We start from the raw sequence: 23,762 nt of genomic DNA, 5'->3' as shown, positions 1-23,762 counted from the left end.
CTTGCGCCCCCACGCATGCTCAAACTGCGTCGAGGGTGTTACCAGACCGTTAAGATCCGGCGGAAACTTCGGAAATGGTTGCGGAAGGCTTAACCGCTCAGGGCGCCAGAAGCCGCGCGAAGAGCAGGTCTAGGAAGGGGGCGGCCCCTTCCAGCGGCTCCTTGCCCGGGCCGAGGACCGCGCGCACCTGCGTGTCGAAATCCGCGTAATGCTGGGTGAGCGCCCAGATCGAGAAGATCAGGTGGTGCGGATCGACGGGCGCGAGGCGGCCCTCAGCGATCCAGCCTTCGATGATCTGCGCCTTCTCGTCCACCAAGGTCTTGAGGTCGGTGGATAATTCCGCGCCCATACGCGGTGCGCCCTGCAGCACCTCGTTGGCGAACAGTCGACTTTCGCGCGGCATCTCGCGGCTCATCTCGAGCTTGCGACGCATGTAGCGCATTATTTCCTCACGCGGCTCGCCCTCGGCGGAGATCGCGCGCAGCGGCGCGAGCCAGATATCGAGAAGCCCTTCCAGAAGTGCCTCGTGGATCGCCTCCTTGGAGGGAAAGTAATAGAGCACGTTCGGCTTGCTCAGCCCCGCTTCCGCTGCGATCTGGTCGAGCGTCGCACCCCGGAAACCATGCGCGGAGAACACGTCCAGCGCCGCCTCGAGAATCTTGCCGCGATTGACCTTCTGAATCCGGGTCAGCGGGCGCTTGCCGTCGTCGTCGCCGGTGAAGTCGCGCGGTTCGAGGTCGTCTGCCAAGTATTCGTCTCCCAATGCGTCGTTTACGTTAACCGAAGCGTGACTGCAGGATCAATCGCTACAGGCAGGAGAGCGCGCTATAAACGCCAGGTGAAGGCCGCTTGACTGGTTCCCAAGCTGTGCTAGCGTGAGTCTGACCGTTCGGTCAAACTAGACATCCCGGCCGCGTTCCGACCCGGCCTTCCGACCGGAGTTTTCCCATGGCGCTCGACCGCAAGTCCCCCAATGATCTCAACGCTTTCTGGATGCCCTTCACGGCGAACCGCCAGTTCAAGAAGAACCCGCGCATGTTCGTCGGCGCGAAGGATATGCATTACACCACCTCCGACGGGCGCCAGGTGCTCGACGGCACGGCAGGCCTGTGGTGCTGCAACGCGGGCCATTGCCGCCCGAAGATCACCGAGGCGATCCAGAAACAGGCGGCCGAGCTCGATTACGCGCCCGCCTTCCAGATGGGCCACCCGATTGCGTTCGAGCTTGCGAACCGCATCCTCGACATCGCGCCCGACGAGATGGCGCATGTGTTCTATACCAACTCGGGCTCGGAATCGGTCGAGACCGCGCTGAAACTCGCCATCGGCTATCACCGTGCGCGCGGCGACGGGGCTCGCACGCGCCTGATCGGGCGCGAGCGCGGCTATCACGGCGTGAACTTCGGCGGTATCTCGGTGGGCGGCATCGTCACCAACCGCAAGACCTTCGGTCCGCTCGTGCCGGGGGTCGATCACCTGCCGCACACCCATCTGCCCGAGGAGAACCGTTGGTCGAAGGGCTGCCCCGAGCATGGCGCGCATCTGGCCGACGACCTCGAGCGGATCATCGCGCTGCATGGCGCCGAGACCATCGCTGCCGTCATCGTGGAGCCGGTGGCGGGCTCGACCGGCGTGCTGCTGCCGCCGAAGGGCTACCTGCAGAAGCTGCGCGACATCACCAAGAAGCACGGCATCCTGCTGATCTTCGACGAGGTGATCACCGGCTTCGGGCGCACGGGCGCGGCCTTCGCTGCCGAGAAATACGGCGTCGTGCCGGACATGATCACGACCGCAAAGGGCTTGACCAACGGCGTAATCCCGATGGGCGCGGTATTGACGACGGCCGAGGTCCACGACGCCTTCATGAACGGCCCCGAGCATATGATCGAGCTGTTCCATGGCTACACCTATTCGGGCAACCCGATCGCCGCCGCGGCCGGGATTGCGACGATCGAGACGTATCGCGAAGAGGGGCTGTTCGAGCGGGCCGCCGAGCTCGCTCCCTATTGGGAAGATGCGCTTCATTCGCTCAAGGGCGTGCGCAACGTGATCGACATCCGCAACGAGGGCCTGATCGGTGCGGTCGAGCTGGAGCCGATCGCGGGCGAACCCACGAAGCGCGCCTTCTCGGCCTTCCTGAAGGCCTATGAGAAAGGCATCCTGATCCGCACGACCGGCGACATCATCGCGATGAGCCCGCCGCTGATCATCTCGAAAGAGCAGATCGACCAGCTGGTCGGCACGCTCAAAGAGGTGCTCGAAGAGGTTGAGTGATCGGGCTCAAGCCGAGATGACAAGACGGCCGCGCAGGGATTGCGCGGCCGTTTCTCGTTGCGGGTTGATGCGCGGCCCGGGGCTAGTCGCCCCGCGCCATTCTGACGTCCGAGACGGCGCGTCGCTCAGTACGGGTTCTTCGCCCCGCGATCCTCGCTCAGCGATTGCTGCGAGCGCTCGACGATCATCTCGATCGCGTCGGCGAGATGTTCCTCACCGATGGCATTGTCGCCGCGCGCCACCCGGATGCGATGCGCCTCGATCATGACCTCGGCATGGGACGTTCCGCGCGGCGGTTCGAACTTGTAGGTGGCCAGCTCGATCAGGAGTCCCAGCGGATCCTTGAAATAGATCGAATCCATAAAGCCGCGATCCTTCACGCCGGAATGCGCGATCCCGCGCGCATCGAGTCTTGCCACGACCTGCCGATGCGTCGCCATCGAGACATTGAAGGCTAGATGATGCACGCAGCCCGGGTCGGTGGGCGTGCGGTCGTGAACAGGCTTGCGGGTCTCGTTCGTGAAGATCGTGATCAGCCGCCCGTCACCCGGATCGAAATAGAGATGCCCTTCGTCGGCATTGTCGAGATTGGGCTGATCGAAGATGAACGGCATCCCCAGGACACCCTCCCAGAAATCGATGGAGCTCTGCCGATCCGCGCCGGTCAGCGTGATGTGGTGAACCCCCTGAACCTGCATCTTGCGCATGTCGTCCTCTGCCTGAATTGCCTCTCGATCAAGATAACCCGTGCAGCGCTCAGGTCTAGGAACAGGATCTGTGCGGGGCCGCGCGAAACCCCGCCGAGCGTCGCCACGCAGCGCTGCGCGAGCTTGTCGCGGCGCGGGGGTGAGCTATGGTGCGCAGCGATGCCCGGAGACTCGCGATGCTGCGCCTGACCTTTGTTCTCGCCCTGATATGCCCGCTGCCGGCCATGGCCGAACTGGTGCCGTGTGAAACTTCCATTCGCGGCAAGACCTATTCCTACGTTTACGACGCGGACAATGCGGCGCTGAAGGAAAGCCGCTCGCTGCGGGAAAAGCTCTTCGGCGAGAAGGGGGAGGTAACCTGCCCGGCACTGGTCACGCTGCGGGCGCTGACGCCCGAAATGGACGACGAAAGCCGCGCCCCGTTCTGCCTGCAATGGGACAAGGAGGCCGAGACCTATCTGGGCTACGACCGCGGTGAGCGCGACGCCTACGGGCTCTGCCGCAAGCCGTCGAAAAGCATTTGCGAGCGCCTCAAGGGGACTGCAAAGGCCGCCGGCGATCTGCGCGACGAGGCCGAAAGCGCCGTGGGCGACGCGGCGAGCAAGGTTCTGGGCAAAAAAATCGGCGGTATGATCGTGTCGGATCAGGCCGGCAACCTGCAAAAGAAGCTGCGCGATGCGGGCCTCGGCGTGCTGGCCGGAGCCTCGGCGCCCGCTCTTGCGGCCACCGCGGTCGTCGTCGGTGGCGCGATTTACATTTGTTCGGATACCGGCGCGGAGGCGGTGGGACTCGAAGCCGACCCGGTCGAGCCGATCTCGGACGGGAAGGAGCTGCTGGGCTCGAAACTGCCCAAGACGCATCTGCCCGCAGGCGTGGCCGGTGCACCGATGCGCCCGGTCGAGACCGAGACGCTGCCAGCCGCGCCAGACGCAAATGCGCCGGATGCGTCGGAGGGGGCTTCGCAATCGCCCGCACCGGCGAACTCCAACGCGGCACCCGTCGGCGCGCCGGATATCACCGCCGATCCGGCAGCGAACTGAGCGATCAGCTCACGCCGATCCCGCGCAACACGATGCTTTTCACGCAGGTCTTCGCGTCTTCCCACTGAGCGTCGCTCAGCGGGGCGCCGCCGTTCAAGGTCTCGATCTGATGCGAGAAATCGGCATAGTGCTGGGTGGTGGCCCAGAGCATGTAGAGCAGGTGATGGGGATCGACCTTGGCCATTTTGCCTTCCGCGATCCAGCGCTCGATGATAACCGCGCGGCCCTCGGTCCAGTCGCGGAGCGTGGTCTCGAGGTAGTCCTGAATGACCGGCGCGCCATGCATCACCTCCGACGCCCAGACCTTCGAGCCGTTCGGGTGATTGCGCGAAATCTCCATTTTGGCGTCGATATAGGCACCGATCCCCTCGGCGGGGCCGCTTGCCGCGTCGAACACATCCGCCGCTTCCAGCCAGATGTTGAAAATGCGCTCTACGACCCGGCGATAGAGCGACTCCTTCGTCTCGAAATAGTAATGGAGATTGGCTTTCGGCAGCCCCGCCACATCCGCGATCAGTTGCATCGTGGCGCCGCCGAATCCGGCCTCCGCGAAGACCCGCTCGGCAGCTTTCAGGATCGACTCTTCGGTAGCGCGCCGGGCCTCGGCCCGACTGCCGCGGCTCGCTTGCCCATTTTTTGAGCGCTTGCCGCTCTCATCATCTTTCATTCGAACTGCGTCCTGATTTTTGTTGACCGAATGGTCAGACCGTGGCCCACTCAACCTGACCATACGGTCAGAAAAAGATTCGTCGCAAGAGGGGATAACCCCCACGCAGCCGACAGGGAGTAATGAAATGTCAGCACCCGGAGAAAACCTCCGCATCAATCCCGATCGCCTTTGGGACAGTCTCATGGAGATGGCCAAGATCGGTCCCGGCGTCGCCGGGGGCAATAATCGCCAAACCCTTACCGATGCGGATGCCGAAGGCCGCGCACTGTTCCAGAAATGGTGCGAAGAGGCCGGCATGACGATGGGCGTCGACACGATGGGCAACATGTTCGCCACCCGCGCAGGCGAAGACCCCGATGCGCTGCCGGTCTACATGGGCAGCCACCTCGACACGCAGCCCACGGGCGGTAAGTACGACGGCGTCCTCGGTGTGCTCGGCGCGCTGGAGGCGGTGCGCTCGATGAACGATCTGGGCATCAAGACCAAGCATCCGATCGTCGTGACCAACTGGACCAACGAAGAGGGCACGCGCTTCGCCCCGGCGATGCTGGCCTCGGGCGTTTTCGCGGGCGTTCACACGCAGGACTGGGCTTACGATCGCGAGGACGCGGAAGGCAAGAAGTTCGGCGACGAACTGAAACGCATCGGCTGGGTAGGCGACGAAGAGGTCGGTGCGCGCAAGATGCACGCGATGTTCGAACTGCATATCGAGCAGGGCCCGATCCTCGAGGCAGAGGGCAAGGATATCGGCGTCGTCACGCATGGGCAGGGCCTCAGCTGGACCCAAGTGACGATCACCGGCAAGGACGCGCATACCGGCTCCACCCCGATGCCGATGCGCAAGAATGCGGGTCTCGGAATGGCGCGCGTGCTGGAACTGGTCGACGAGATCGCCTGGTCGCACAAGCCCCACGCGGTGGGCGCCGCGGGCCATATCGACATCTACCCGAATTCGCGTAACGTGATACCGGGCAAAGCCGTGTTCACCGTCGATTTCCGCTCGCCCGATCTGAGCGTGATCCAGGATATGGAAAAGCGACTGCGCGAGGGAGCGAAGAAAATCTGCAACGAGATGGGCCTTGAGGTGGAGTTCGAGAAGACCGGCGGGTTCGACCCGGTCACGTTCGATCCGACCTGCGTGAGCGCCGTGCGCAGCGCAGCCGAGCGTCTGGGCTATTCGCATCGCGACATCATTTCGGGCGCGGGCCATGATGCCTGCTGGATCAACGCGGTCGCGCCGACGGCGATGGTGATGTGCCCCTGCGTCGACGGGCTGAGCCATAACGAGGCCGAGGATATCTCCAAGGACTGGGCGAGCGCGGGTGCCGATGTGCTGTTCCACGCAGTGCTGGAAACCGCGGAAATCGTAAGCTGAGACGGGCGGAGCAGGGGGCGCGGCCCCCTGAGGCGCTCGCGCGCCCAGCCCCCGGAATACTTGAAATAATCGAAGGCGGAAGACCTTCGTGGGAGGTAAAACATGACCAAAGTCATCAAGAACGGAACCATCGTCACCGCGGATCTGACCTATAAGGCGGATGTGCTGATCGACAGCGGCAAGATCATCGAGATCGGCCCGAACCTGAAAGGCGACGAAGAGATCGACGCGACCGGCTGCTATGTGATGCCGGGCGGGATCGATCCGCATACCCACCTGGAGATGCCCTTCATGGGCACCTATTCCAGCGACGATTTCGAGAGCGGTACCCGCGCCGCGCTGGCCGGCGGCACCACGATGGTCGTCGATTTCGCGCTGCCCGCACCGGGCGAGGGCTTGCTGGAAGCGCTCAAGCGCTGGGACAACAAATCGACGCGCGCGCATTGCGACTATTCTTTCCACATGGCGATCACCTGGTGGAGCGAGCAGGTCTTCAACGAGATGAAGCAGGTCACTGAGCGCGGCATCAATACCTTCAAGCACTTCATGGCCTATAAGGGCGCGCTGATGGTGAACGATGACGAGCTTTATTCGAGCTTCAAGCGCTGCGCCGAGCTGGGGGCGATCCCGTTGGTTCATGCCGAGAACGGCGACGTCGTGGCCGAACTGTCTGCGAAGCTGCTGGCCGAAGGGAATAACGGCCCCGAGGGACACGCCTATTCGCGCCCGCCGCAGGTCGAGGGCGAGGCCACCAATCGCGCGATCATGATCGCCGATATGGCAGGCGTGCCGCTCTATGTCGTGCACACCTCCTGCGAGGAAAGCCACGAAGCGATCCGCCGCGCCAAGATGCAGGGCAAGCGCGTCTGGGGCGAGCCGCTGATCCAGCACCTCACGCTCGACGAGTCCGAGTATTTCGACAAGGACTGGGATCACGCCGCGCGCCGCGTGATGTCGCCGCCCTTCCGCAACAAGCAGCATCAGGACAGCCTCTGGGCGGGTCTCGCCTCGGGCTCGCTCTCGGTTGTCGCGACCGATCACTGCGCCTTCTCGACCGAGCAGAAGCGCTATGGCGTGGGCGATTTCACCAAGATCCCGAACGGCACCGGCGGTCTGGAAGACCGGATGCCGATGCTCTGGACCTACGGGGTCGAGACCGGCCGGATCACGATGAACGAATTCGTGGCCGTCACCTCGACCAACATCGCGAAGATCCTCAACGTCTATCCCAAGAAGGGCGCAGTTCTCGTCGGCGCGGATGCCGACCTCGTGGTCTGGGATCCGGAGGCGACCAAGACGATCTCGGCCGAGACCCAGCAATCCGCCATCGATTACAACGTGTTCGAAGGCAAGGAGGTCAAGGGTCTGCCGCGCTACACGCTCAGCCGCGGTGTCGTCGCCTGGGCGGATGGCAAGATCCACACGCCCGAGGGCCACGGTGAATTCGTGGCCCGCGATCCGGGCATGCCGGTGACCAAGGCTCTGTCCACCTGGAAAGAGCTCACCGCGCCGCGTCCGGTGGAGCGCAGCGGTATCCCGGCGACCGGGGTATAAGGCGCTATGGCGGCCCCGGTCAGTTCCGGCGTCTTGGAGGCTGCGGTCTATGTCGAGGATCTCGACAAGACCGAAGCCTTCTACGGCGGGCTGCTGGGGCTTGATCGGATAACCCGTCGAGACGGGCGACATGTCTTTTTTCGCTGTGGCGACAGCGTGATCCTGACCTTCATCGCTCAGGCCACGCGTGAGCCACCCGATCCCGAGGCGGCGCTGCCGGTCCCCCCGCATGGTGCGGTCGGACCCGGGCATGTATGCCTCGCGGCGGACGCGGAACAACTCAACGAATGGGAACGACATTTGAGGGACAACAACGTGGAGATTGAGGCCGACTTCTATTGGCCGAACGGGGCGCGATCGATCTATCTGCGCGACCCGGCGGGAAATAGCGTCGAGATCGCGGACAAAACCCTGTGGAGGCGCGGATGACGGACGCACCGGTAATTCAGGCCCGCGGGCTCGACCTGACCTTCCAGACCAATGACGGTCCGGTTCACGCGCTCAAGGATATCGATCTCGATATCGAGAAGGGCGAATTCGTGAGCTTCATCGGCCCCTCGGGCTGCGGCAAGACCACCTTCCTGCGCTGCATCGCGGCGCTGGAAACGCCCACGGGCGGGGCGCTGACCGTGAACGGAATCTCGCCCGAGGAAGCCCGCAAGGCGCGCAGCTACGGCTACGTGTTCCAGGCGGCCGGGCTTTACCCTTGGCGCACGATTGCGGGAAATGTGAAACTTCCGCTGGAAATCATGGGCTATTCCAAGGCGCAGCAGCAAGAGCGCGTTGAAAAAGTGCTCTCTCTGGTGGATCTCGAAGGCTTCGGGAAGAAGTTCCCATGGCAGCTTTCGGGGGGGATGCAGCAGCGCGCCTCGATCGCGCGGGCGCTGGCCTTCGACGCCGAGATCCTGCTGATGGACGAACCTTTCGGCGCGCTGGACGAGATCGTGCGCGACAAGCTCAACGAGGAGCTTCTCAAGCTCTGGTCGGCCACGAACAAGACGATCGGGTTCGTGACCCACTCGATCCCGGAAGCGGTGTATCTCTCGACCAAGATCGTCGTGATGTCGCCCCGTCCGGGTCGCATCCACGAGGTGATCGAGAGCACGCTGCCGAACGGCCCGCGTCCGCTCGATATCCGCGACAGCGAGGAATTCCTGCATATCGCACACCGGGTGCGGGAAGGGCTGCGAGCGGGGCATGCCTATGATGAATGACGCTATGACCCCGACCCCGGAAGGGGGGCTGTCTGCCCCCCTCAGGCTGCGCCATTCACTCCCCGAGGATATTTCGGCCAAGCCGACGGGGAGGGCGGTCTCATGAAAATGGTGGCACCTGTTCTGACGGTTCTGGCCGCGATCCTGCTGCTTTGGTACGCCGCGACCGTCTGGATGAATTCGCAATGGACCTACGACCAGGCCGCACGGGCCGGAGAAGAGGTCACGTTCTCCGAGCTTGTCACCGACACGCTGACCCAGAAACGTCCCGTGCTGCCCGCCCCGCATCAGGTGGCTGTCGGCCTTTGGGAAGGCGTGGCCGGGCAGAAGATTACCTCCAAGCGGAGCCTCGTCTTCCACGGCTGGATCACGCTGTCGGCGACGCTTGCGGGCTTCGCACTCGGCACCGGTCTGGGCATTCTGCTGGCGGTGGGGATCACCCATAGCCGCGCGATGGACCTGAGCGTGATGCCCTGGGCGATCGCGAGCCAGACGATCCCGATCCTCGCCATTGCGCCGATGGTGATCGTGGTGCTGGCGAGCCTCGGGGTCACGGGGCTTCTGCCGAAGGCGATCATCGCGGCATATCTCAGTTTCTTCCCCGTGCTCGTCGGCATGGTGAAGGGACTGCGCGCGCCCGATCACATGCAACTCGACCTGCTGAAGACCTATAATGCGAGCCAAGGCGCAACCTTCTGGAAGCTGCGGTTGCCGTCGTCGATGCCTTACCTCTTCGCCTCGCTGAAAGTGGGCGTGGCGGCGAGCCTCGTCGGCACGATCGTGGCCGAACTGCCGGCGGGCGCGACCCGAGGGCTTGGCGCGCGGCTTCTGTCGGGCAGCTATTACGGGCAGACGGTGCAGATCTGGTCCGCTCTGTTCGCGGCGGCGGCGCTGGCTGCGATCCTCGTGGTGGTGGTCGGCATCATCGAACAGATCACGCTCAAGCGGATGGGGATGGTGCAATGAGCTGGCTTATTTTCGCAATCGTCTTCTGGCTGGCGGCCTGGGCGCTCAACACCTGGCTTGCCCGCCATCATGGCTCGGAGCGTTGGGCGCGTTTCCTGATCCCGGCCTTGTTCGGGATCACCCTCCTGCTTCTGTGGGAAGGTCTGGTTCGAGGTCTGAATATCAGCCCGGTGATCCTGCCCGCGCCGAGCCAGATCGCGGCGAGCCTGATGGCCTCGACTGCGGTGCTGCGCGAGGATTTCGTGCAGACCATCCTGAAAGGCGCGCTGTCGGGCTATGTCATCGGCTGTGGTGCCGCCGTGGTTGTGGCGATCCTGATCGACCGCTCGCCCTTCCTGCAACGCGGGCTTCTGCCGATCGGGAACTTCGTCGCGGCCCTGCCGATCGTCGGGATCGCGCCGATCCTCGTGATGTGGTTCGGCTTCGACTGGCAGTCCAAAGCGGCGGTCGTCGTGGTCATGGTCTTCTTCCCCGTCCTCGTGAACATGGTGGCGGGGCTGGCGGCCACGAATGCGCTACAGCGCGACCTGATGGCGACCTATTCCGCAAGCTATTGGCAGGGGCTTTTCAAGATGCGCCTGCCTGCGGCGATGCCCTTTCTCTTCAACGGGTTGAAGATCGCAACGACACTGGCTTTGATCGGTGCGATCGTTGCCGAATTTTTCGGCAGCCCGACGAAAGGAATGGGGTTTCGCATCTCGACCGCGGTGGGGCAGCTTGATCTGCCGCTCGTGTGGTCGGAAATTACCGTTGCGGCCCTCGCGGGCTCGGGCTTCTATGGGCTTGTCGCCCTGATCGAGAAGCTGGTGACTTTCTGGCACCCGTCGCAACGGGCCCGGACGTAAGGGCAAGGAAGAGCCTGAGAAAAACCCAAAATCCCGGGCGTAAAGATCCGGGGCCAACAGTGGAGTGAAAGATGAAGAAACTGATCGCAGGGGTGGCGGCTAGCCTCACCATGGCGGGGGCCGCCTGGGCCAACGAGGACGTGACGCTGCAGCTCAAATGGGTCACGCAGGCCCAGTTCGCAGGCTACTATGTCGCGCAGGACAAGGGCTTCTACGACGATGCGGGTCTCAACGTGACCATCAAGCCGGGCGGCCCCGATATCGGCCCCGAGCAGGTGATCGCCGGCGGCGGCGCCGATGTCATCGTCGACTGGATGCCGGCGGCGCTGGCCGCGCGCGAGAAGGGGCTGCCGCTGGTGAACATCGCCCAGCCCTTCAAGAAGTCGGGCATGATGCTGACCTGCCTGAAGGAAAGCGGCATCAAGACCCCCGAGGACTTCCCCGGTCATACTTTGGGCGTCTGGTTCTTCGGGAACGAATACCCGTTCCTGAGCTGGATGAACCATCTGGGCATCTCCACAGAGGGTGGCGACGATGGCGTGACCGTTCTCAAGCAGGGCTTCAACGTCGATCCGCTGCTGCAAAAGCAGGCGGCCTGTATCTCGACCATGACCTATAACGAGTATCTGCAGGTGCTCGAAGCCGGGATCCAGCCGGACCAGCTCGTCACCTTCAAATACGAAGACGAGGGCGTGGCGACGCTCGAGGACGGTCTCTACGTGCTCGAAGACAACCTCAAGGACCCGGCCTTCGTCGACAAGATGGCGAAATTCGTGAAGGCTTCGATGGAAGGCTGGAAATACGCCGAGGCGCATCCGGAGGAAGCCGCGCAGATCGTGCTCGACAATGACGAGACCGGTGCGCAGACGATGGAGCACCAGCTGGGCATGATGAAAGAGGTCTCGAAGCTGACCGCAGGCTCGAACGGCACGCTCGATCCCGCGGATTACGATCGCACCGTCGATGTTCTGATGTCGGGCGGCTCGGACCCGGTTATCACCAAGAAGCCGGAAGGCGCCTGGACCCATGACGTGACCGACAAGGCTGGCCTCGAATAAACGCGGCCCTGTTGCTGATGACGAAGCCCTCCGGTGCGCCGGAGGGCTTTTCCATGTTCGCGGTTTCTTAAGGGGAATCGGCTTTGGTGAGCGGCAGGAGGCAGTCGCATGGCCGATCGATCAATCACTGCGCAACGTGCGCGGGCTCGCGCCCGGGCTCGCAAGCGCCAGCAGCGCACGCACCCGGCCCTGACGGCGCTCTACTCGATCTTCGTGATCGGGTTTGCGGGCGCGCTGTTCTACCTCGCATGGAAAAGCCAGTTCGCGGCCCCGCCGAGCTATCTCTTCGATACGCCCACACAGCCGATCGAGGCGGCCTATTGCCTCGCGGTGGTGCGGGGACTCTCGGGCGGGGGAAGCGGTGGCTATGTCGGAGAGGCGCAGGATTTCTGGCTGGAACGGTTGTTGGAATTCAGCGGCGACGTCGCAGGCAATATCGCGAAGGGGGAAGATGCGCTGGGACGTCATCTGGTCGGCAGGCCCGTACCGGATCGCCAATGGCTCGTCGATGCGATGGACAAATGTTCCAACCGCGCGGTGAATTACGGGGCGCATTTCGACGCGTTCGATTAGCGCGGAGATACGTGGTCTCGAAGGAAGGCGCTTGAGAAAACTGTTCAGGGAGAGGGCGCGTCACTTGGTGGCGCGTCAGCCGAGGACGCCTCACCTGCGGGCCCCCCGAGGAATGCAGCTTCGGCCGGGGACAGATCGGCCCGGGTTCGGGGCAGGGCGTGCGGCATCTCGGCCTGAATCCACGCCACCAGCTCCTCGCGGATATGGCAGCGCAGATCGAAGGTGCGCGGACCGTTGCGGGCGGAGGCCAGGATACGCACTTCCATTACCCGCTCGCGGAAATCGGTGACTTGCAGCGCGAAGACCTTGCCGTCCCACAATGGATCGGCGCGGGCTATCTCTTCGGCTTTCGCACGGATGGCGGCAATGTCGGCCGTGTGATCGAGGTAGATCATCACGGTGCCGATCAGTTCTGCGCTTTCGCGGGTCCAGTTCTGGAACGGCTGTTCGATGAAATAGCTCAGCGGCACCACCAGCCGCCGCCAATCCCAGACGCGGATGACGACATAGGTGGACGTGATTTCCTCCACATTGCCCCATTCGCCTTCGACGATCAGCGCGTCGTCGATCCGGATCGGTTGGGTCAGGGCAAGCTGGATGCCAGCGAAGAGGTTCTTCAGTACCGGTTGCAGCGCAAGGCCTACCACAAGGCCTGCCGCGCCACCCGCCGCGAGAAGCGACACGCCATATTGGCGTACGGCGGGGAAAGTCATCAGCGCCGTGGCGACCGCGATGATCACGATCATCACTTTGGCCACGCGCATCAGGATGCGGGTCTGGGTGACGTGCTTGCGCGCCAGCAGGTTGTCTTCCGCGTCGAGCTTGAAGCGCCGCAGATGGATCGTCGTCCAGATGTAGAGTGCGGTATAGGCAATCCATGCCAGACAGAGGATCAGCGCGACCAACAGGATATGCGTGATTGCACTGGTGACCGCAGCGCCGGCCGGGGCGACCCCGTTCGCGAGGCCGAGTGCCACGATCAGCAGTATCAGCCGCATCGGTCGCGCGCCGCGCGCCATCAGCGAGCGCCAGAACAGATCGCGGTCGGCCACCGCGCGATTGAGCGCCGTGAACACCACCCGGAACAGCAGCAGAGCGAGCAGCGCCGCCGCGACATAGGTGATCAACGCCACCGCCCAGTCCGGCAGGAATTTCTGCGCCGTATCGATGGCGCTGGCCAGTTCGGTCTCGATCGTATCGGGCTCCATCCGCGTCTCCGCAATGCCACGCCTTTTTGCTGCGTTGCCGCATTGATGATGGCGCTTCGATCTGCGCTGTCAAATCGGCCTGGACATTGACGCAGATCATCGAGGCCGAAAGGCGGGAATGTAGAATGACATTCGGGAAAACATCCCGTTTCGAGCACTGGAGGAAGCTATGAAACACCGCTTTTCTGCAACCATCGCGCAGCTTGCAGCCCTATTCGCGCTGGTCGCCTTCGCGGGCTGTACGCAGCTTGAGCGCGACATCGGGGAATGCGAGCCGGGCGTCGCGGGGATGTCCGGTATGGCCACGGTCGCCCCGTCGGGCGTGGGAACCTGCTGAGTGGCGTGTAAAACGCTGTAAAATGATTTTCTTCTCCTGCACTTGCCTGTAAAAGCGAGGGCAGGAGTATTGCATATGGCCCGTTCCGCACTCACTGGCACCCGCATTCGCGAGCGGCGCACTTCGCTCGGTTTGAAACAGGCTGACCTCGCGCGGGCCGCCGGAATTTCCGCCGCCTATCTCAACCTGATCGAGCACAACCGCCGCCGCGTCAGCGATGCCTTGATCGAGCGGATCGCGAGCGCGATGGGCATTGATCCGGTCACGCTGGGCGAGGGGGCGGAGGGGGCGCTGTTCGCAGGGTTGCGCGAGGCGGCGGCGTCGGTGGAACTGGCCGAGGCCGGCGAGGCTGGCAGCGCCGCGACTGTCAGCCAGCTTGCGCCCGACCTCGACCGGATCGAGGAATTCGTGGGCCGCTTTCCCGCCTGGGCCGCGCTTCTGGTGAACCGTCAGGCGCGGCTTGCCGAATTGGAGCGCGTCGTCGAGACCTATGCAGAGCGCATGGCCCAGGACCCGTTCCTGCTGACCTCGCTCCACGAGGTGCTCTCGGCTGTGACGTCGCTGCGCTCTACCGCTGCGATCCTTGTCGAGACCGAGGATATCGAGCCGGAATGGCGCGCGCGGTTTCTCAACACGATCCAGGAGGAAAGCCTGCGCCTTTCGGGGACGGCGGAGGCCTTGGTCGGCTATCTCGACGAGATGGAAACTGCCGAGACCGGTCTGTCCTCGCCGCAGGAACAGGTGGAGGCGTGGCTCGAGGCGCGCGGCTGGCATTTCCCGGAACTCGAGGGGGACGGGACCGATCCGGCCGAGCTGATCGCGGGCGCGCCGGAATTGGCCTCCGCGGCGGCTCGGGAATTGGCGCGCAACCATCTGCGGCGGCAGGCGGAGGATGCGCGTGCGCTGCCGCTCGATCCGCTGCTGGCGGCGCTCGCCGAGCTCGGGCCCGATCCGGGGGGCTTGGCCGCGCGCTTCGCGGTGCCGCTCGCGCAGGTGTTGCGGCGGCTCGCGGCGCTGCCGGCGGGCGCGCCGGGCTTGGGGCAGCCGGGGCTCGTGATCTGCGACGGCTCGGGCACGCTGACCTTCCGCCGCGCAGCGCCCGGCTTCCTGTTGCCGCGCTTCGCCGCCGCCTGTCCCCTCTGGCCGCTCTACGAGGCGCTCGCGCGTCCGATGCAGCCGATCCGGGCGCTGGTCGACATGGCCGGGCGGCTGCCGCAACGCTTCCTGACATATGCCGTCTCCGAACCGCGCCCGACCGGCTTCGACGGACCCGTGCTGATGCGCGCGACGATGCTGATCCTGCCCGCGCCGCCGCAGAGTTCCGATGCCCCGGCGCGCCCGATCGGTGCGTCGTGCCGTATTTGCCCGCGTGGCGACTGTCCGGGGCGGCGCGAGCCCTCGATCGTCGCGGATGCATCGGCGGAGCGGGCGTGAGGGTTTGACAGGGCGCGACACGGTGGCGATAGTCGGGTGAGGGGGATGGCTATGGCGCAAAGACAGGTGCTGTTGATCGAGGACGAGCCGCATATCGCGGAAGCGATCCGGTTCATCCTGACGCGTGCCGGCTGGACGGTGTCGGTGCTCGAAGACGGCGCGCGGGCAATGGCGCGCATCACCGGCGATCCGCCAGATGCAATCATCCTCGACCTGATGTTGCCGGGGCGGTCCGGTCTCGAAATCCTTGCCGATATGCGCGCGGATGCCGCGCTGCGTGATCTGCCGGTTCTGATGCTCAGCGCGCGCGGGCAGGGACGCGACCGCGATGCCGCGACCCGCGCCGGGGCGACGGCCTTCCTCGCCAAACCTTTTGCCAATGGCGACGTGCTCGATCAGCTCGAGGCGATCACCGGCGGGGGCGCGGCGCGCCGGGAGCCCGCCTGATGCCGCAGACGGGCCAGCCGCTCTTTCTTGCCCGCCGTTCCTATCGCCGCCGCCGCCTGATGGATGCGGCGCGGCTGTTGCCGCTCGTCGGGCTCGTGCTGATCCTGATCCCGGGCCTGTGGCATCCGGCGCAGACCCCGATGCCCGATACCGGTCGTGGAGGGCTCTACCTGTTCGGGGTCTGGATCGCCCTGATCGTCGCGGCCTTCGCGATCGCCCGCGGGCTTGGCCCGGTGCTCGATGCAGAGGATGTGGCCGAAGGCACGGCCAACGCGGACGACGACCGGATGGACGCCTCCTCCACACGCCGCGCGCCGGACGCGCCGCCGCCGGAGGGCTGAGATGCCCTTCAATAATCTCGTCGCGGTCTGCCTGACCTATGTGATCGTGCTCTTCTCGGTGGCCTTCGTCGCGGAACGCCGTGCAGAGCGCCGCCGTCTGCGATTTCTGCGCTCGCCGGTGATCTACACGCTCTCGCTCTCGATCTACTGTACCGCATGGACGTTCTACGGCGCCGTCGGCTACGCGGCGCGCTCGGGGCTGGAATTCCTGACCATCTACCTCGGCCCGACGCTTGTCTTCGTCGGCTGGTGGTGGGTGTTGCGCAAGCTCGTGCGGATCGGGCGCACCCATCGCGTGACTTCGATCGCGGACCTGATTTCCAGCCGCTACGGGAAATCGAACACGCTGGGCGTCATCGTCACGCTGATGTCGGTCGCCGCCGCCACGCCTTATATCGCGCTGCAGCTGCAATCGGTGACGCTGAGCTTCGGCGTCTTCGCCGCCGGGACGCCCGAGGGCTGGGCATTGCCCGATCAGGGGGCGACGGCGCTGTGGATCGCGGGCGGGCTTGCGATCTTCACAATTCTCTTCGGCACCCGAAACCTCGATGCGAACGAGCGTCACCATGGCGTCGTCACCGCCATCGCGCTGGAGGCGGTGGTGAAGCTGGTCGCGCTGGTCGCGGTGGGCGTTTTCGTCGTCTGGGGCCTGGGCGGCGGGCCGATGGACATGCTCGCCCGGATCGACGCGTCGAAAATCGCGGAGTGGAATCTCAACCCGGGGCGCTTCGCTGGGCTGACCTTCGTCTCCGCCGCCGCGATCCTGACCTTGCCGCGTATGTTTCAGGTGCTGGTCGTCGAGAACGTGGACGAGCGCCACCTCGCCACCGCAAGCTGGGCCTTTCCGGCCTATCTGATGCTGATGAGCCTCTTCGTCGTGCCGATCGCGGTGATGGGGCTGGAGCGTATGCCCGAGGGCGCGAACCCCGATCTGTTCGTCCTCACGCTGCCGCTGTCCGAAGGGCAGGGGAAGCTGGCGCTGCTGGCCTTCTTGGGTGGGTTTTCCTCGGCTACGTCGATGGTGATCGTCGCGGCGATTGCGCTCGCGACAATGGTCTCGAACCATATCGTGACGCCGCTTTGGCTCGCGCTGCGCCGGGAAGGGCCGCGCGCCCAAGGCGATGTGCGCGGGTTGGTTCTAGCGTCGCGCCGGGTCTCGATCATCGCTGTGCTGGCGATGGGCTATGCCTATTACCGGATGTCGGGGGGCTCCGAGGCGCTGGCGGCGATTGGCTTGATCGCATTCGTGGGCGCGGCGCAGGTTCTGCCAGCGTTGATCGGCGGCATCTTCTGGCGCGGCGCGACCCATGTGGGCGCGGCGGCGGGGCTGGTGATCGGCTTCGCGCTCTGGGCCTATACACTGTTCCTGCCGTCGGTGGGCGATGCCGGGCTGATACCGCAGATCGTTCTCGATCACGGCCTCTTCGGGTTCGAATGGCTGCGCCCGCATGCTTTGTTCGGGATCGCGGGGCTCGACCCGCTGCTGCATGCGCTGTTCTGGTCTCTGCTGTTCAACACGCTGGCCTTCCTGATCTTCTCGATGCTGTCCTTCCCCGGCCCGATGGAGCGGCTGCAGGGCGTGGCGTTTGTCAATATCTACGACCAGAGCCCCGCCGCGCGATCCTGGGTGCAAGGCGGTGCCGAGGCCGAGGACCTGCTGTCGATGTCGCAGCGCATTCTGGGCGCCGAGCCTGCGCAACATTTCTTTCAGGCGCAGGCGGCGGGGCAGGGCAAGGCCGGGTTCCTGCCCGACACTACGCCCGATTTCCTCGCCCGTCTGGAGCGGAAGCTGGCAGGCTCGGTCGGTGCCTCGACGGCGCATGCGATGATCGCGCAGCTCACCGGGGGCACCTCCGTGTCGATGCAAGATCTGATCGCGGTGGCGGGCGAGACGGCGGAAGCGAAGGAATACACCGCGCGGCTAGAGGCGAAATCCGAGGAGCTGGCCCGGGTTGCGCGTGCGCTGCGCGAGGCCAATGACAAGCTGCAGGATCTGTCGGTTCAGAAGGACAGCTTCCTCAGCCAGATCAGCCACGAGCTACGCACGCCCATGACCTCGATCCGGGCGTTTTCCGAGATTCTGATGGAGCCCGATCTGCCGGATTCGATGCGCGCGCAATATGCCGAGATCATCCATGAAGAAGCGCGCCGCCTGACGCGTCTGCTGGATGATCTGCTCGACCTGTCCGTGCTGGAAAACCGTCGCGCGCAGCTCAATGTCTCGGTCGCCAATCTGCACGACCTGATCAACCGCGCGGTGCAATCGGCCTCCTCGACGCGGCCCGAACGGACATTTCGCATCGAACGCGATTTCCCGACCGAGCATATGCCGATCTTCACCGATGCCGACCGGTTGGTTCAGGTCATGATCAACCTGATCTCGAACGCGCGGAAATATTGCGATGCCGAGAAGGCGGTGCTGCGGATCGAAGTGAAGCGCCGCGGCAAGCGGGTGCAGATCGATTTCATCGACAACGGCGCGGGGATTCCGAAAAAGAGCCAAAAGCTGATCTTCGAGAAATTCGCCCGCTTGACCGACCAAAGCCGCGCCGGTAGCGCGGGGCTCGGGCTCGCGATTTGCCGCGAGATCATGTCCAATCTGGGCGGCACGATTGACTATGTGCCGGGGCAGGGCGGGGCCGCGTTCCGCATAACCCTTCCACTCCGGCGCAGTGATCTGCGCGCACCCTCCGACGAGGCTTCCGAGAGCGCAACGCTTTCACGCTAAGACGCGATCGCCGTAGCATTTGAAACGGTTTGTAAACCTCGACCTGCCAAAGCTGGGAAAGAGACCCCGAAGGCGGGCGGATGGAGGTCATGGTTCACGAGCGCGAGACATCGGTGCTGCGGCGTAAGACCGAGGCGGCGAAGACGGGTGCGGGCACGGCCCCGATCACGCCTGCCCGTGCGGTGACGCTCGCGCTGTCCAAGGTCGCGCAGAACAGCCTCGATCTACCGTTGCAGGTCACTGCGATCGAAGAGGCGATGCGGTCGCTCGCCGATTTGCCGGAGATGCTCGAAGACCTGTCACTGCTTGCGGTGATCGAAGGGCCGGCGGAGGCGCTCGGCGTCCTCGCCCTTCCGCCCGCCACTTTGGCGACGCTGATCGAGATGCAGACGATGGGGCGGTTCGGCAAGACCATGCCCGCCCCGCGGAAACCCACCCGGATCGATGCTGCGATCGCCGCCGATTTCGTCGATGCGGTGCTGACCGAGATCGAGGAGGCCCTGATCAGCGAGCCGGCTATTTCATGGGCCGGGGGCTTCCGCTTCGCCTCGCATCTCGACGACCCCCGTCCGCTCGGCTTGCTGCTGGAAGATGTCAGCTATCGTGTCTGGACGGCAGAGCTCAGCTTCGGCGCGACGGGCGAACGCAGCGGCGGTTTCCTCTGGGCGGTTCCGCGCGAAGGGCGGGGCGCCGCAATGCGCCGCGTGGCCCCGGCGACGTGGGAGGATGCGAAGGGAACTGCGAGCCCGGAGGCTGCTTTCGTCCCCGACGACCCCGGGCGCGACTGGTCCGCCACGTTCGAACGCTCCATCCTCGCGGCTTCCGCGCAGCTTGAAGCGGTCCTGCACCGTGTGACCTTGCCGCTGTCCGCCGTGCTCACGCTGCGTCAGGGTGCCGAGATTCCGATCCCGCGAGACGCTCTGGAGCGGATCGCGCTCGAGGCGCAGGGGCGGCGCAAGCTCTCGCTCGCGCGGCTTGGGCAAAGCCACGGCATGCGGGCGCTGAGGCTGTGTGACGCGGAAGCCGCGCGGGCTGCTGGCGCGCAAGGGGTGGGGGCGTTCGATGCCGGAGTGTCACCCTATGCGGAGGCGCCGACGCCGGACGATCTGCCCGGCCTGTCCCGCCTCGGCGACCCGCTCGATCCTGCTTACGACGCGGAAGAAGGGGGGCATGCCGTTCACACCCCGGAGCCGCGCGGCTTGGTCGGGCTTGCCCCGGATAAGGATTTCGGCGAGCCGCTCGATCTCGACACGCTCGCGCCATCGCAAGACGAGGAGGAGCTAACACCGCTGAAGTTTCAGTCGGGCCTGTGACCACAGGCGCCCCGAAAGCTGCCGACGGAAGCGCGGTGTAGCCTTACGCGCCACGCGCCGCCGGGGGTGTGGCCGTCTCGTTGGTCCCGTTCTCGCAGGGCGGCACCTCCAGCGTGCTGCGATCCAGCATGCTCAGCCAGACTTTCGCCCGTGGCGCCAGCGCCATGCCGACCCCCATGGCGATCAGGAACAGCCAGCCTTCCCAGCCATTGAAGGAGAGCGAGCCCATCGCGGGGCCGGGGCACAGCCCGGCAAGGCCCCAACCCGCGCCGAACAGGAGCGAGCCGAGCACGAGGTTGCGGTCCACCAGCCGCGGGAACGGCCCCGGCATCGGCGAGCCCAGCATCGAGGTTTCGCGCCGCTTCGCGAAGATCCAGACGAAGGCCATCACGCTCACCGCGCCGCCCATCACGAAGGCCAGCGTCGGGTCCCAGTCGCCGAACACGTCGAGCCAGCCCTGCACCTTTTTCGTGTCGACCATGCCCGCCACGAGGAGACCCGCGCCGAACAATCCGCCCGACAGGAACGCGAAGACGTTGCGCATCAGATCACTCCCAGAAAATGCCGGAAGATCACGAGGACCAGCGCGCCTCCCAGCAGGTAGAAGGCGGTGGCGACGATGCCGCGCAGCGAAAATCGCGAGATCCCGCAGACGCCGTGGCCCGAGGTGCAGCCGTTCGCGATCCGCGTGCCAAGACCCACCATCAGGCCCGCCGCGACGATGACCCAGACCGATGTCGTCATATGGGTGTCGACCGTCTTGTAGAGCGGCACGAGCAGCGGCGGCACCGCGATCAGCCCGCCGAGGAAGGCTACGCGTTCAGACACGGTTTCGCGGCCCGACCCATCGACGAGCCCGCCGACGATGCCGCTCGCGCCCATGATCCGGCCGTTGACCAGCAGAAACAGGCCGGCGCCGGCGCCGATCATAAGGCCCCCGACGAGGCCCCAAATCCAATCTTGATGCATGAGCTCTCCCCGTGCTCCATTTCGGATCGAACGGGCTCTCCGTCCGGAACCCGTCACGGTCCGGATGCTAGCCCTCGCGCCCGCGAGGGCGCAAGCACGTTGATATCTGCATATGTGCGTGAATGCGACCGGTTGATTTGCGTCAAAGCGAAGGAACGCTTGCCCGATTAGCTGGTTGTATCGATCAAGGAGGACAGGATGAAGTCAACTGAAACGCGCAAGAACGAACTCGAAGCCCGGCGGGCCCAACTCTCGGAGCGGATGGCACAGGTCGAATCCGAACTTGAGGGGCACGAGGAAAAAGATTGGGACGACGCCGCGATCGAGCATGAGAGCGACGAGGTTCTCGAAGACCTCGGCCAGTCGGCGCAGTCCGAGATGCGCGCGATCGATGCGGCCCTGGCCCGGATCGAAGCGGGCGAATACGGCTATTGCGTCACCTGCGGCGAGCGTATCGACGAAGCGCGGCTTGATCTGCTGCCTGCGACGCCGTTCTGCCGCGAGCACGCGCCGGGCGCAAAGGCACCCCGCCAGTAACGTGAAGCGCAGTCTTTGGACGGTGCAGGAGGAGCTCGATGCCCCTGCACCTCCCCTGTGGGAATGCGCGTTTTCCCTTTTGTTTTGAACCTGCTTCGCTTTAAACTTCGCGCGGCGGCGCATCGCACGGGATGTCCCGTCACAAGTGGGGGACGATGGCGAAACGGGTTAAATTCCGTACACAGGACGGGCTGGCTTGGCTGACGCTTGCAGCGCTTGACGATCAGGGCGCGCGGGCGGGTATCACCGCCGAGATGCGCCAGGCGATCGGCGGTGTGCTGGACCGGGTCGCGGGCGACAGCAGCCTTCGCGGTCTGGTTTTGCAGGGTGGGGCGTCGGGCTGGCCCTGCGCGCCCGATCCGCTGGAGGATTTCGACGAAATCTCGCCGCGCGCCGGGAAGGGCGACGCGGTGCCGAGCCTGTCGGAGCTGTGCCGTCGGCTCGGAGCGCTCGACCTGCCTGTGCTGGCGCGGCTCTCGGGCCGGATCGCGGGCGGTGCGATGGCGCTGGCGCAGGCCGCCGATCTGCGCATCGCCGATCCCGATACCTGTTTCGCGGCACCGGAATTCGCGCTTGGCGGCTTCGTCGGCGCGGGCGGTCTCGTGCGGCTCGCGCGGCGGATTGGTGGCGCGCGAGCGCTCGCGATCGTGGCTGCCGGAGAAGAGGTAGAGGCTGAGCCCGCCCGGGCGCAGGGCCAATGCGACCTCGTGCTGGGCGCGACCGATCGCAGCCAGATAGCCGCCGCGCTCGATATGCTCATCGCCGAGGGCGTGCCGCGCACCGATACCGCGCTGGACGATCCCGCGGCCTATCTCAACGATCTCGCGCCGCTGCGTGCGCAGCTGGGGAAGGGGCCGCTTGCGCCAGTGGGTGCGCGGCTGTTCGAGGTGGTCGAGGGGGCGCTGTTGCTGCCGCTCGACGAGGCGCTCGATGTCGAGTCGGTGGCGTTGCAGGATTTGCTCGACGCGCCGCTGTCACGGGCCTTGCGTCACGCCGCCCGGGTCACGCGCCGCGCCGCTCATCTGCCCGGGGAAGGGCATCCCACTGCACCGCCGCCGTTGCGGATCGGTCTGTGGGATCAGCCCGCCGGGATGGCGGGGGGCTTGCTCGCCGCCGGGCACGAGGTGGTGTTCGGGGCAACCGATCCCGCCGCGATCGAGACCGCCTTCGCCGATATCGCGCGCAAGCAGGAAATCGCGGTGCAGAGCGGCAGCTTGTCGCCCGATACCCGCGAGGCCGATTGGGCGCGGCTTGGCGCGGCGATGACCCGCGAGGGACTATCTGGGTCGGATGCGATCATCGCGACGGGGACGGGGGCTTTCCCAGCCGCGCCGCTCAGCGCGCGCAATGCCGAGGACCTGCCCGAAGGCGCGGAGGAATTCGGGCTGCGCCGCACCGGCGATCTGTGCGAAATCGTGCCGCCCGACGGCGCGCTGCCTGCCGATCTCTACGCGATGGCAGGGTTGATGCGGCAGGGCGGGATGCAGGTTTTGCGCGGCGGTCCAGGCATAGGCGGCATCGCCGATCATCTGCGCCTGGCCTATATCGCCGCGGCAGAGCGGGCGGTGCTCGCAGGGGCTTCGGTCGCGCAGGTCGATGCCGCGATCCGCGAGGCAGGCGGCGCGCGTCCGCCGCTTGAACTGACCGACCGGCTGGGCATCGACGCCGTGCTAGAGGATTTCGCGCGGCTCCACCGTCCATTCGGTCCGCTGTTGAGTTTGCTCGCGCTCGATGCCGCGGCGAAAGGCGCGGGGCAAAAGGGCTTCTACGATTGGAGCGAGGGCTCGCCACGCCCGGTGCCCGATCAGGCAGAGGCGCTGGCAGCGTTGCGCGACGAGGCGGGGATCGTGCCGCGTCGCCTCTCGAATGCGCGCATCCGCGCGCGGATATTGGCCGAGCTTGCCAATTGTGGCGCGGAGCTGTTGCAGCACGCACAGGCGCATCGGGCCGGCGATATCGACGTCGCGGCGCGCCACGTGCTGGGCTTTGCGCCACAGATGGGCGGGGTGATGTTCGCCGCCGACCGCGCCGGGCTTCTCGCCACGCGCAAGCTGCTGCGCGAACTGGTCGAAGAGGGCGCCCCCGAGCCGGTCACGCTGTGGGATGTGTTGATCCGTAACGGGAAGTGCTTCGCCGATCTCGACGACGCGTGAGGCGAGGCGCCCGTCGGAC

The 23,762-nt window shown here is 65.3% G+C and carries 24 protein-coding genes; 18 read left to right on the top strand and 6 right to left on the bottom strand.

The window, feature by feature from the left end; all coding sequences use genetic code 11:
- Positions 1–97 precede the first annotated feature (97 nt).
- Positions 98–748, bottom strand: coding sequence for a TetR family transcriptional regulator C-terminal domain-containing protein (locus B6V75_RS05530; RefSeq protein WP_206185171.1), 651 nt, complete (start codon positions 746–748; stop codon positions 98–100).
- Between the two features lie 200 nt (positions 749–948).
- On the opposite strand from B6V75_RS05530, the gene B6V75_RS05525 reads away from it, so the two are divergent.
- The gene (locus tag B6V75_RS05525) at positions 949–2,274 is read left to right on the top strand and encodes an aspartate aminotransferase family protein (protein ID WP_088718966.1); all 1,326 of its coding nucleotides are present in this window, start codon (positions 949–951) and stop codon (positions 2,272–2,274) included.
- A gap of 125 nt (positions 2,275–2,399) precedes the next feature.
- On the opposite strand, the gene B6V75_RS05520 is transcribed toward B6V75_RS05525, so the two are convergent.
- Positions 2,400–2,981, bottom strand: coding sequence for a VOC family protein (locus tag B6V75_RS05520; RefSeq protein WP_075774370.1), 582 nt, complete (start codon positions 2,979–2,981; stop codon positions 2,400–2,402).
- 176 nt (positions 2,982–3,157) lie between these two features.
- Between B6V75_RS05520 and B6V75_RS05515 the strand changes: the two genes are divergently transcribed.
- Positions 3,158–4,021, top strand: coding sequence for a hypothetical protein (locus B6V75_RS05515; RefSeq protein ID WP_088718965.1), 864 nt, complete (start codon positions 3,158–3,160; stop codon positions 4,019–4,021).
- Positions 4,022–4,025: 4 nt separating this feature from the next.
- Here B6V75_RS05515 and B6V75_RS05510 read toward each other — a convergent pair whose 3' ends face one another.
- Positions 4,026–4,688: a TetR/AcrR family transcriptional regulator gene (locus B6V75_RS05510; protein WP_088718964.1), complete on the bottom strand. Its 663-nt coding sequence runs from the start codon at positions 4,686–4,688 to the stop codon at positions 4,026–4,028.
- A gap of 127 nt (positions 4,689–4,815) precedes the next feature.
- Here B6V75_RS05510 and B6V75_RS05505 point away from each other — a divergent pair, with 127 nt between their 5' ends.
- The 8 genes from B6V75_RS05505 to B6V75_RS05470 all read left to right on the top strand — a co-directional run bounded on the left by B6V75_RS05505 (position 4,816) and on the right by B6V75_RS05470 (position 12,276).
- Positions 4,816–6,066 (top strand): Zn-dependent hydrolase, encoded by a 1,251-nt coding sequence (locus B6V75_RS05505; RefSeq protein WP_088718963.1) that lies wholly within the window; start codon positions 4,816–4,818, stop codon positions 6,064–6,066.
- Positions 6,067–6,168: 102 nt separating this feature from the next.
- Positions 6,169–7,620, top strand: a complete 1,452-nt coding sequence (hydA, locus tag B6V75_RS05500) for a dihydropyrimidinase (protein WP_075774374.1) — start codon at positions 6,169–6,171, stop codon at positions 7,618–7,620.
- A gap of 6 nt (positions 7,621–7,626) precedes the next feature.
- Positions 7,627–8,049 (top strand): VOC family protein, encoded by a 423-nt coding sequence (locus tag B6V75_RS05495; protein ID WP_075774375.1) that lies wholly within the window; start codon positions 7,627–7,629, stop codon positions 8,047–8,049.
- On the top strand, positions 8,046–8,834 hold the full coding sequence (locus B6V75_RS05490) for an ABC transporter ATP-binding protein (RefSeq protein WP_075774376.1): 789 nt from the start codon (positions 8,046–8,048) through the stop codon (positions 8,832–8,834). Before B6V75_RS05495 ends, B6V75_RS05490 begins: the two co-directional genes overlap by 4 nt.
- Positions 8,835–8,936: 102 nt before the next feature.
- Entirely contained in the window at positions 8,937–9,800 is an 864-nt protein-coding gene (locus B6V75_RS05485) for an ABC transporter permease (protein ID WP_075774377.1), read from the top strand.
- Complete coding sequence (locus tag B6V75_RS05480) at positions 9,797–10,645, top strand: ABC transporter permease (RefSeq protein WP_088718962.1); 849 nt, start codon at positions 9,797–9,799, stop codon at positions 10,643–10,645. The genes B6V75_RS05485 and B6V75_RS05480 overlap by 4 nt, the downstream gene beginning before the upstream one ends.
- Before the next feature lie 71 nt (positions 10,646–10,716).
- A complete protein-coding gene (locus tag B6V75_RS05475) occupies positions 10,717–11,703 on the top strand; it encodes an ABC transporter substrate-binding protein (protein ID WP_075774379.1) in 987 nt (328 codons plus the stop codon).
- Between the two features lie 108 nt (positions 11,704–11,811).
- Positions 11,812–12,276 (top strand): hypothetical protein, encoded by a 465-nt coding sequence (locus B6V75_RS05470; protein WP_075774380.1) that lies wholly within the window; start codon positions 11,812–11,814, stop codon positions 12,274–12,276.
- 44 nt (positions 12,277–12,320) lie between these two features.
- Here the strand turns inward: B6V75_RS05470 and B6V75_RS05465 are convergent, their stop codons facing one another.
- Positions 12,321–13,484 (bottom strand): mechanosensitive ion channel family protein, encoded by a 1,164-nt coding sequence (locus B6V75_RS05465; protein WP_088718961.1) that lies wholly within the window; start codon positions 13,482–13,484, stop codon positions 12,321–12,323.
- 169 nt (positions 13,485–13,653) lie between these two features.
- Here B6V75_RS05465 and B6V75_RS18605 point away from each other — a divergent pair, with 169 nt between their 5' ends.
- From B6V75_RS18605 to B6V75_RS05440, 6 genes are all read left to right on the top strand, one after another.
- Positions 13,654–13,821, top strand: coding sequence for a hypothetical protein (locus tag B6V75_RS18605; RefSeq protein ID WP_168174445.1), 168 nt, complete (start codon positions 13,654–13,656; stop codon positions 13,819–13,821).
- 75 nt (positions 13,822–13,896) lie between these two features.
- A complete protein-coding gene (locus B6V75_RS05460) occupies positions 13,897–15,255 on the top strand; it encodes a helix-turn-helix transcriptional regulator (protein ID WP_075774382.1) in 1,359 nt (452 codons plus the stop codon).
- 51 nt (positions 15,256–15,306) lie between these two features.
- The gene (locus B6V75_RS05455) at positions 15,307–15,702 is read left to right on the top strand and encodes a response regulator (protein ID WP_075774383.1); all 396 of its coding nucleotides are present in this window, start codon (positions 15,307–15,309) and stop codon (positions 15,700–15,702) included.
- Positions 15,702–16,043, top strand: coding sequence for a hypothetical protein (locus B6V75_RS05450; RefSeq protein ID WP_240496907.1), 342 nt, complete (start codon positions 15,702–15,704; stop codon positions 16,041–16,043). The genes B6V75_RS05455 and B6V75_RS05450 overlap by 1 nt, the downstream gene beginning before the upstream one ends.
- 1 nt (position 16,044) lies before the next feature.
- Positions 16,045–18,771 carry an ATP-binding protein gene (locus B6V75_RS05445; protein WP_075774384.1) on the top strand — a complete coding sequence of 909 codons (2,727 nt, stop codon included), beginning with the start codon at positions 16,045–16,047 and terminating at the stop codon, positions 18,769–18,771.
- 80 nt (positions 18,772–18,851) lie between these two features.
- Positions 18,852–20,084, top strand: a complete 1,233-nt coding sequence (locus B6V75_RS05440) for a FliM/FliN family flagellar motor switch protein (protein ID WP_088718960.1) — start codon at positions 18,852–18,854, stop codon at positions 20,082–20,084.
- 43 nt (positions 20,085–20,127) lie between these two features.
- Here B6V75_RS05440 and B6V75_RS05435 read toward each other — a convergent pair whose 3' ends face one another.
- The gene (locus B6V75_RS05435) at positions 20,128–20,628 is read right to left on the bottom strand and encodes a DUF6691 family protein (RefSeq protein WP_240496906.1); all 501 of its coding nucleotides are present in this window, start codon (positions 20,626–20,628) and stop codon (positions 20,128–20,130) included.
- Positions 20,628–21,053, bottom strand: coding sequence for a YeeE/YedE thiosulfate transporter family protein (locus B6V75_RS05430; protein ID WP_075774387.1), 426 nt, complete (start codon positions 21,051–21,053; stop codon positions 20,628–20,630). Before B6V75_RS05430 ends, B6V75_RS05435 begins: the two co-directional genes overlap by 1 nt.
- 198 nt (positions 21,054–21,251) lie before the next feature.
- Here B6V75_RS05430 and B6V75_RS05425 point away from each other — a divergent pair, with 198 nt between their 5' ends.
- Entirely contained in the window at positions 21,252–21,590 is a 339-nt protein-coding gene (locus B6V75_RS05425; RefSeq protein ID WP_075774388.1) for a TraR/DksA family transcriptional regulator, read from the top strand.
- A gap of 155 nt (positions 21,591–21,745) precedes the next feature.
- A complete protein-coding gene (locus B6V75_RS05420) occupies positions 21,746–23,743 on the top strand; it encodes an enoyl-CoA hydratase/isomerase family protein (protein ID WP_168174444.1) in 1,998 nt (665 codons plus the stop codon).
- The last annotated feature ends 19 nt before the right edge of the window (positions 23,744–23,762 follow it).

It is taken from the genome of Thioclava sp. F1Mire-8 (assembly GCF_002213165.1).
Lineage (GTDB): Bacteria > Pseudomonadota > Alphaproteobacteria > Rhodobacterales > Rhodobacteraceae > Thioclava > Thioclava nitratireducens.
Note: the sequence above shows the minus strand (reverse complement) of the source record. Positions and strands in the feature narration are given on the sequence as shown.